Genomic DNA, 7,657 nt, shown 5'->3' on the forward strand with positions numbered 1-7,657 from the left:
TCGGCCGGCTATAGTCGCGCAAGGCAAGCGGACGGGGGTCTCATGGCGAAGAAGAAGCGGCTCAAGATCGCGCTGATCGGCTATGGCGCGATCAGCCAGACGTTGTTCGACATTTTCGCCGAGAAGAAGCCCCCGATCGACGTCGTCGGCGTGCTGGTGCGGCCGGGGCGGGCCAAGGAGACGCGGAAGAAGGTCGGACGCAAGGTCGCTGTGGTCGAGAGCCTGCCGGCCCTGTTGAAGCTCAAACCCGACGTGGTGGTCGAGGCGGCCAGCCAGCAGGCGGTGCGCGACTGGGGCGAGACCATCCTGAAGAAGGGCATCGACCTCATGGTGATCGCCACCGGCGCCTATGGCGATCCGAAGCTCTTCAGGAAGCACGTCAAGGCGGCGGAGAAGAGCGGCGCCCGGTTGCGGCTGCCGTCCGGCGCCATTGCCGGCCTCGACGGGTTGCTGGCGATGCGGCTCGGCAAGCTGGAACGCGTGAAGTACGTCTCGATCAAGCCACCGCACGCCTGGAGCGGAACGCCGGCCGAGACCGATTTCGACCTGCCGTCGATCAAGGAGCCGACGGTGATCTTCCGCGGCACGCCGGCCGATGCAGGGCGGCTCTACCCGAAGAACGCCAACCTCGCCGTGACGGTGGCGCTGTGCGGCGCCGGTCTCGACCGCACCGACATCGAGCTGGTCGCCGACCCGACCCTGCCGCCAGGCACCAACGCCAGCCGGCTCGAGGTGGTGGGCGATTCCGGCGAGCTCAATATGCACCGGCTGGGCCGCGCCATGCCCGACAACCCCAAGACCGGCGTGCTGACGGCGCTCACCATGGCCGACGACCTGATGAAGATGGTCCGGGCGAGCGATTGGTAGGGCCAGATCACGCCGCCTCCGCCTCCTCGGCGAGGAAGGTGCGGAAGGCGGTGAGGCGGGGGTCGCCGGCGCGGGAGAGCGGATAGACGAGGTGGAACTCGCGCCGGCTTCGGTGCGTGAAGGCGAGCGGCCTCGCGAGACGGCCGAGCGCCAGGTCCTCGGCGATCAGGCAGCCCAGGCCCATGGCGACCCCGACGCCCTCGATCGCGGCCTGGAAGGCGAGGCTCATCGTCTCGAAGCGTGGCCCGCGTGTCCCGTCGACCCCGGCGGCGCCAGCCGCCTCGAGCCAGCGCGGCCAGTCGTCGGGGCGTGGATCGGAATGGATGAGGACGTGATCAGCGAGGTCGGCCGGCGTCGTGATGCGCCGGGCGAGCGCGGGGCTGCACACCGGGAAGACCTCGACGGCGGCGAGCCACACCGAGCCGTGGCCGGGCCAGTTGCCGTTGCCGAGGCGTACCGCCGCGTCGAAGCCGTCGCGCACGATGTCGACCGGACCCAGCGTGGTGGTGAGCTGCAGATCGATGTCGGGATGCCTGTCGTGGAAGCGCCGCCAGCGCGGCACAAGCCAGCGCATGGCGAAGGTCGGGTAGGCGCAGATGGCGAGCGGTCCGCCGGCGCCGCGGCCGCGCACCTGCTCGGTGGCGAGCGCCAGGCGATCGAAAGCCTCGTGCACGTGCCGTGCATAGGCCCGACCCTGCGCGGTCAACTCGACGGCGCGGTTGCCGCGCACGAACAGGCGGTGGCCGAGCGCCTCCTCGAGGAGCTGGATCTGCCGGCTGACGGCGCCGGGCGTCACCGCCAGTTCGGCGGCCGCGCGGGCGAAATTGAGGCGGCGGGCGGCGGCGTCGAAGGCGCGCAGCGCATTGAGCGGGGGCAGGCGGTCGGGCATGGTGGACATCGCCAGAGTTGAGAATTGCTCAATTCAATCCTGCTGATTACTCGATTTGAGAAGGGCCGCCAATCGGCGATTGTCGCGCCGCACCTGCGAGGCGATATTCCATGAATTCCGTATCTCCCATCCTGTCCCGCGCGGCCTTCGAGCGGCCCCCGTCGCGTTCCGACCTGGTCGCGCCGGATTGCCGCGGGCTCAATTTCTGGTCGATCGACCGGTCGGTCCGCGATCTGCTCGCCCTCAACCTCGAGCCGGCGGCCCTGGCGCACTTCACGCCGCATCTCGAGCGGCTGGGCGGGATCGCCGGCGGCCGGCTCGACGAGCTCGCCCTGCAGGCCGACAAGCGCACGCCCATCCTGCACTTCCGCGACCGCTTCGGGCGCGACGAGGACTGGGTCGAGTACCACCCCGCCTATCGCGAGATGGAGCGCATCGGCTTCGGCGAGTTCGCCATCCACGCCATGTCGCACCGGCCGGCGCTGGGTTGGCCGACGCCGGCGGCGCCGCTGGTAAAGTACGCCTTCCAGTACCTGTTCGCCCAGTCGGAGTTCGCGCTGCTCTGCCCGCTCTCCGTCACCGATACCTCGGCGGTGCTGATCCGGAAGTACGGTGACGACGCGGTGAAGACGCGCTTCCTCGACCGCATGCTGTCGCAGGACATGGACACTCTGCTGAAGGGCGCGCAGTTCATGACCGAGAAGGCGGGCGGCTCGGACGTGTCGGGCAACGCGCTGACGGCGCGCAAGGTCGGCGATCATGCAGGCGGCCATTGGGAGCTGTGGGGCGACAAGTGGTTCTGCTCCTGCGTCGACCACGACGTCGTGCTGCTGCTGGCGCGCTGCGAGGGCGCGCCGGCGGGCAATGCCGGCCTGTCGCTGTTCGCCATGCCGCGCCGCCTCGATGACGGCAGCCGCAACCGCTATCGCGCCGTGCGGCTCAAGGACAAGATGGGCTCGCGCTCGATGGCGGCCGGCGAGACCATCATGGAGGGCGCGGTCGCGTACCTGCTGGGCGAGCCCGGGCGCGGCCTGAAGCAGATGATGGACCAGGTCAGCCTCTCGCGCCTGTCGCACGGATTCCGCGCCGCCGGCATGATGCGGCGCTGCCTCAACGAGGCGCTGCAGGTGGCGCGCCATCGCAGCGCCTTCGGCCGCACCGTGATCGACCATCCGATGGCGCGCCGCCAGCTGCTGAAGCTGATGCTGCCGACCGAGCAGGCGCTCTCGGTCTCGGTCGCCGCGGCGATGGCGATGACCAGGGGCGACGACGCGGCGCTGCGCATCCTGACGCCGCTGGTGAAATACCGCGCCACCCGCGACAACGTCGCCGTCGCCACCGGCGCCATGGAGATGCGCGGCGGCAACGGCTACATCGAGGACTGGAGCAACGCCAAGCTGGTGCGCGACGCCCATCTCGGGCTCTTGTGGGAGGGTACCAGCAGCGTCAACGCGCTCGACATCGTGCGCCGCGCGGTCGGTCGCGAGCGCGCGCACGAGGCGCTGGCGACGTCCTTGCACGACGATCTCGGCCGCGCGCCGATTCCCGGCCAGTTGCGTAGCCGCCTCGCCGGCCTGGTCGACCGCGCGACCGACTTCGCCGACCGGGTGGCGCGCCAGCCCGAGGCCGAGGCCTCCTGCCGGCGCGCCGCCAGCGGCCTCTACCACGCGACGAGTGCCGCCTTGCTGGCCTCCGAGGGCGCCCGGCTGGGCGCCCAGGGCGGCGACGCTCGCCGCCTGCTGCTGGCGCGCCTGGTGATCGATCACCGGCTGGGCAACGCCGACCCCTTCAGCCTGCCCGACCACCGCCACGAGGACGCGATGACGGCGGCGCTGCTCGACGATGCGCCGGTGTCGATGGAACGGGCGGCGGAGCTGGCGGCGGGATAGTCATTCTCCTCCCCAGCTTCGCTGGGGAGGAGGAGATGAGCGCCACGGGAGTGGCGCGCTCATAGGCGCTAACTTTGGCCGGTCCAGCAAAGTCCTCATCCTGAGAGCCTGTGACTTAATTGACCGGCGGTCAGAAGCATGCCCTATGATAAAATTTTCTGGCTTAGATGATTGTCTACATAGAATTAATACAACCGCACCGATCATCCAAACGAAGCAAACTTGCGCCTTTGGGACCATGTCTCTGGGGCAGTCAAAAAAAATCACATCCTCTGAGGAGGTCGCGTAGCGACCGTCTCGAAGGATGCGCGACAGACCAGATCGCTGGAATAGCGGTGTTGCAACATCGGATTTGTTGCCGACCAAAGGGCGAAGGTTACTTCGCCCGAATCGAGACGCGGCCTCCAGGCCGCTCCTCAGGGTGAGGTCCCTTTGTAAGTTAAGTTAGCGCCTATGAGTGGCGCGCTCCCAGCGCATGACACCTTACTCAGACAGCTGGCGAGTGTGGTCGCGCTGCTCCCGGCTCGAATTGGCAAGACCCCTGAAGTAGACTTTCGTTTCGGTCGGACCGCAGGTCGCGGCAGGTCGTGGGGGACGCTGGCAGGGAAAGATATGACGACGTTACGAGCGGCGGCGATTGCCGTGATCCTGCTGCTGGGCATGGCCTGCCTTGGCCATGCCCAGTCGCCGGCTCCTCCTACCCAGCCGCAGCCCCTGCCGCAGGCGCAGTTCGACGCGCTGGTCGAGGCCGTCAAGAAGGCCGTCGCCGAGGAGCTGAAAGCGCAAACCGCCCCGGCAAAGCCCGCGGCAGCGGGCGCGCCCGAGGCCGGCAACAGGGAGCATCGCGACGCGCTCGACGTGTTCGGCGAGCGGCTGCTGAAGATTCTCGCCGCCGCCCCGGAGCTGAGCGCCGCCCTGGCCAACCTGCCGCGAGCCCTGGACGAGAGCCATGTCGGCGGACGCGGCACCGGGACCTTCCTCCTGCTGCTGCTGGCGATCGCCGCGGCCGGCCTCATCGCGGAGGCGCTGGTGCGCGCCGCCCTCGCCCGCCTGAAGCTCCGCCTGGCGTCCGGCGCCGCGCCCGAAAGAGGCGTGCGCTCCCTCGCGAACCTCGGCCTGCTGGCTCTGCTGGACCTGCTGCCCGTCGTCGCCCTGCGGCTGGTGGCCCAGTCTTTCGCCGGCATCCTGTTCCCCCTCGCCACCCTGCAGCAGCGCCTGGCCTACATGGTCGTGACCTCCCTGATGATCTGGCGGGTCTACGCCTTCATCCTGCGCCTCATCGTCCGGCCGGAGCTTCCGGCCGCCCGGCTCTGCGGCATCGACGACAGTGAGGCACGCCTGCTCTACCGACGCATGATCGCGGTGCTGCTGGCCATCATCTTTCTCCGCCAGTACGAGCGCGCCCTGGTCGCGATCGGCACGCCGGACGATGCCATCGTGACGGCCCGTCTCCTCCTCGGCCCCCTCGCCGGCGCCGTGCTGGTCTGGCTGATCGTCGCGTCCAGGACGGCAGCCCTGCAATGGTTCAGCGGGCTCGGCCGGGTGTCGCAAATCGGCGCCTTCATCAGCGGCCACTGGGTCGGGCTGGCTGGCTCGTTCGTCGTCGCGCTGATCGCGACCCAGTTCTACGGCCTCGTCACCGGCCATCGCAACGTGGCGGTAGCCCTGCTGCTCACGGTCAACCTCCTGTTCGGCCTGCTGCTGTTCGAGACCCTCCTGCACGCCGTCGTCCGCCGGCTCGATTCGCAGGTCGCCGGCTTCACGCCGGCCGGCTCGAGGCCGACCCTGGCCGACGTCACGGCACGCTGCATCCGGGTTGCCGTGCTGATCGGCGTCTTTGTCGCGATCGCGGAAAGCTGGGTGGTGAACGTGCTTGGCCTGGTCGATGCCAGCGAGTGGGACCGCACGGCGCGCGAGGCGCTGACGGCGGGCATCACCCTGTTCGTCGCCTACGTGATCTGGGAGATGTTCCGCTATGGCACGGATTCGTACCTGCAGCGGCACCTGTCCGGAGACGCCGCCTCCCGGGCCTCCCGCCTCGGCACCCTGATCCCCCTTCTGCGGGTCACGGTGGCCACCGTGCTCTTCGTCCTGGCGACGCTGATCGCGCTCGAGAACATCGGGGTGAACGTCACGCCGCTGCTGGCCGGCGCGTCGGTGCTGGGCCTCGCCCTGTCGTTCGGCAGCCAGACCCTGGTGAAGGACGTCGTCTCCGGCATTTTCTACCTGACCGACGACGCCTTCCGCGTCGGCGAGTTCATCGATTGCGAGAAAGCCAAGGGAACGGTCGAGAGCTTCACCTTGCGCTCCGTCCGGCTGCGCAATCCCAACGGCCAGATCCACACCATCCCGTTCGGCGAGCTCGGCCACGTCACCAATTTCAGCCGCGACTGGGCGGCGGTCGATTTCGGCCTCCGCTTCGCCCGCGAGGTCGATCTCGACAGGCTGCGCGAGGCGACCAGGAAGGTCAGCACCGACATCATGGCGGTCCCGGAGCTCAGCCAGAAGCTGCTCGAGCCGCTCAAGATGCAGGGCATCGCCGAGGTCGCCGACAACGCTCTCGTGGTGCGCTTCAAGTTCGTCGCCCGGCCGGGCAACCCGGCCCCGCTGCAGAACGAGGCGGTGACCCGGATGCTGCGCACATTCCCCGAGCTCGGGATCGAGTTCGCCAAGTAGCGGGAGCAGGCGCTGCAAGGCTGCCTGTCGCTGCGCGAAGGAAGCTCATGGCTGGGCGCGCGCCACTCATAGGCGCTGACTTTGCCCACCGAAGTCGCCTCTTTGCCGGGAGCGCGCCACACCCATGGCGCTCAAGGGAATTGCAATCACCAATAAGAGAGCCCACGGAGGGGGGGGCTCCCAGCACCCATCCGCAGGTGCGAAAGCGGTCGCGCACACCCTCGCAGCGACATCCCCGCGGAACTGGAAAGCGTGGCTGACGTTTACACCCAATGCTCCGTACCAGCGGCAGGGCCGTCGTCCTTGCGATCGTCATCGGGCTCGGCGACCTGGGCAGCGGGCACGCGCAACAGGCGGTCGCCACCGATCCGCGACCGGACGAGCAGCGCAACATCTACACCTTCCAGTTCGAGAACGACGTCTTCAACCGGACGGATCGCGACTACACCAGCGGGGTGCGGTTCGGCTGGCTGTCGCCGGCCCTGCCCGACCTGCCGGACGGCATCGTCGCGCTGACCACGGTGCCGACCTTCTTCGGCGAGGCGCCGACGACCTCGGTGACGCGCCGCGTCGGCCTGTCGATTGGCCAGAACATCTACACGCCGCAGGACACGTGGGCCACGTTCCCGATCTTCAACGACCGGCCTTACGCCGCCTGGCTCTATGCCAGCGTCGCGCTCCAGAACACCTACAAGCGGTTCGATCCGCGGACCAACCGCGAGGAACCGGTGCGCCTCGACACGCTACAGCTCAACGCCGGCCTGATCGGGCCGGCCGCGGGTGGCGAGCTCGTGCAGAACAATATCCACACGTTGATCGGCGTGGCCAAGAGCTACGGCTGGGCCAACCAGCTGCACAACGAGCCGACCCTGAACCTGACCTTCGAGCGCCAATGGCGGGTCGGACGCTGGGTTCTCCTCGACGATCCGAAGCTCGAGTACGACATCATTCCCAACATCGGCGGCGCGGTCGGCAACGTCGCGATCTATGCCAGCGCCGGCGCGACGATGCGGCTCGGCAAGGAGCTGCGCAACGATTTCGGTCCGGCGCGGGCGCGACCGGCGCTGCCCGGCTCGGAAGGCTTCATCGGCGAGGGTTTCGGCTGGTATCTGTTCGCGGGCGTAGGCGGCGAAGCGGTCGCCCGCAATATCTTCCTCGACGGCAACACCGACGGGCAGAGCCTTCGCGTCGGCCACCGGCCCTTCGTCGGCGAAGCGCAGGCCGGCCTCGCCCTCATGTTCCGCGGCGTGCGCGTCACCTACACGCAGCTCTTCCGCACGCCCGAGTTCTACCAGCGCGACCGCTGGCTGGTGTTCGGCTCGCTCAACGTGACGTT

5 protein-coding genes are annotated in these 7,657 nt (G+C 68.7%); 4 read left to right on the forward strand and 1 reads right to left on the reverse strand.

The genetic code is table 11. The features are described 5' to 3' along the window. Positions 1-42 precede the first annotated feature (42 nt). A complete protein-coding gene (locus tag AB7O82_RS34385) occupies positions 43-867 on the forward strand; it encodes an aspartate dehydrogenase (RefSeq protein ID WP_428555827.1) in 825 nt (274 codons plus the stop codon). Between the two features lie 7 nt (positions 868-874). On the opposite strand, the gene gcvA is transcribed toward AB7O82_RS34385, so the two are convergent. After that, positions 875-1,756, reverse strand: coding sequence for a transcriptional regulator GcvA (gcvA, locus tag AB7O82_RS34390; protein ID WP_428621453.1), 882 nt, complete (start codon positions 1,754-1,756; stop codon positions 875-877). 110 nt (positions 1,757-1,866) lie between these two features. On the opposite strand from gcvA, the gene AB7O82_RS34395 reads away from it, so the two are divergent. The 3 genes from AB7O82_RS34395 to AB7O82_RS34405 form a co-directional block, all read left to right on the forward strand. Continuing rightward, complete coding sequence (locus AB7O82_RS34395) at positions 1,867-3,645, forward strand: acyl-CoA dehydrogenase family protein (RefSeq protein WP_428555822.1); 1,779 nt, start codon at positions 1,867-1,869, stop codon at positions 3,643-3,645. Between the two features lie 612 nt (positions 3,646-4,257). Further along, positions 4,258-6,321: a mechanosensitive ion channel family protein gene (locus AB7O82_RS34400; RefSeq protein ID WP_428554374.1), complete on the forward strand. Its 2,064-nt coding sequence runs from the start codon at positions 4,258-4,260 to the stop codon at positions 6,319-6,321. A gap of 272 nt (positions 6,322-6,593) precedes the next feature. Next, the coding region (locus AB7O82_RS34405; protein WP_428621455.1) for a lipid A deacylase LpxR family protein at positions 6,594-7,657 on the forward strand (1,064 nt) is incomplete at its 3' end.

It is taken from the genome of Reyranella sp. (assembly GCF_050185545.1).
GTDB lineage: Bacteria > Pseudomonadota > Alphaproteobacteria > Reyranellales > Reyranellaceae > Reyranella.

Excerpts from the sequence above, each read along its gene's own strand:
- AB7O82_RS34385 (WP_428555827.1), top strand. The coding sequence starts at position 43 with ATGGCGAAGAAGAAGCGGCTCAAGATCGCGCTGATCGGCTATGGCGCG.
- AB7O82_RS34395 (WP_428555822.1), top strand. The coding sequence starts at position 1,867 with ATGAATTCCGTATCTCCCATCCTGTCCCGCGCGGCCTTCGAGCGGCCC.
- gcvA (WP_428621453.1), bottom strand. The coding sequence starts at position 1,756 with ATGCCCGACCGCCTGCCCCCGCTCAATGCGCTGCGCGCCTTCGACGCC.
- AB7O82_RS34400 (WP_428554374.1), top strand. The coding sequence starts at position 4,258 with ATGACGACGTTACGAGCGGCGGCGATTGCCGTGATCCTGCTGCTGGGC.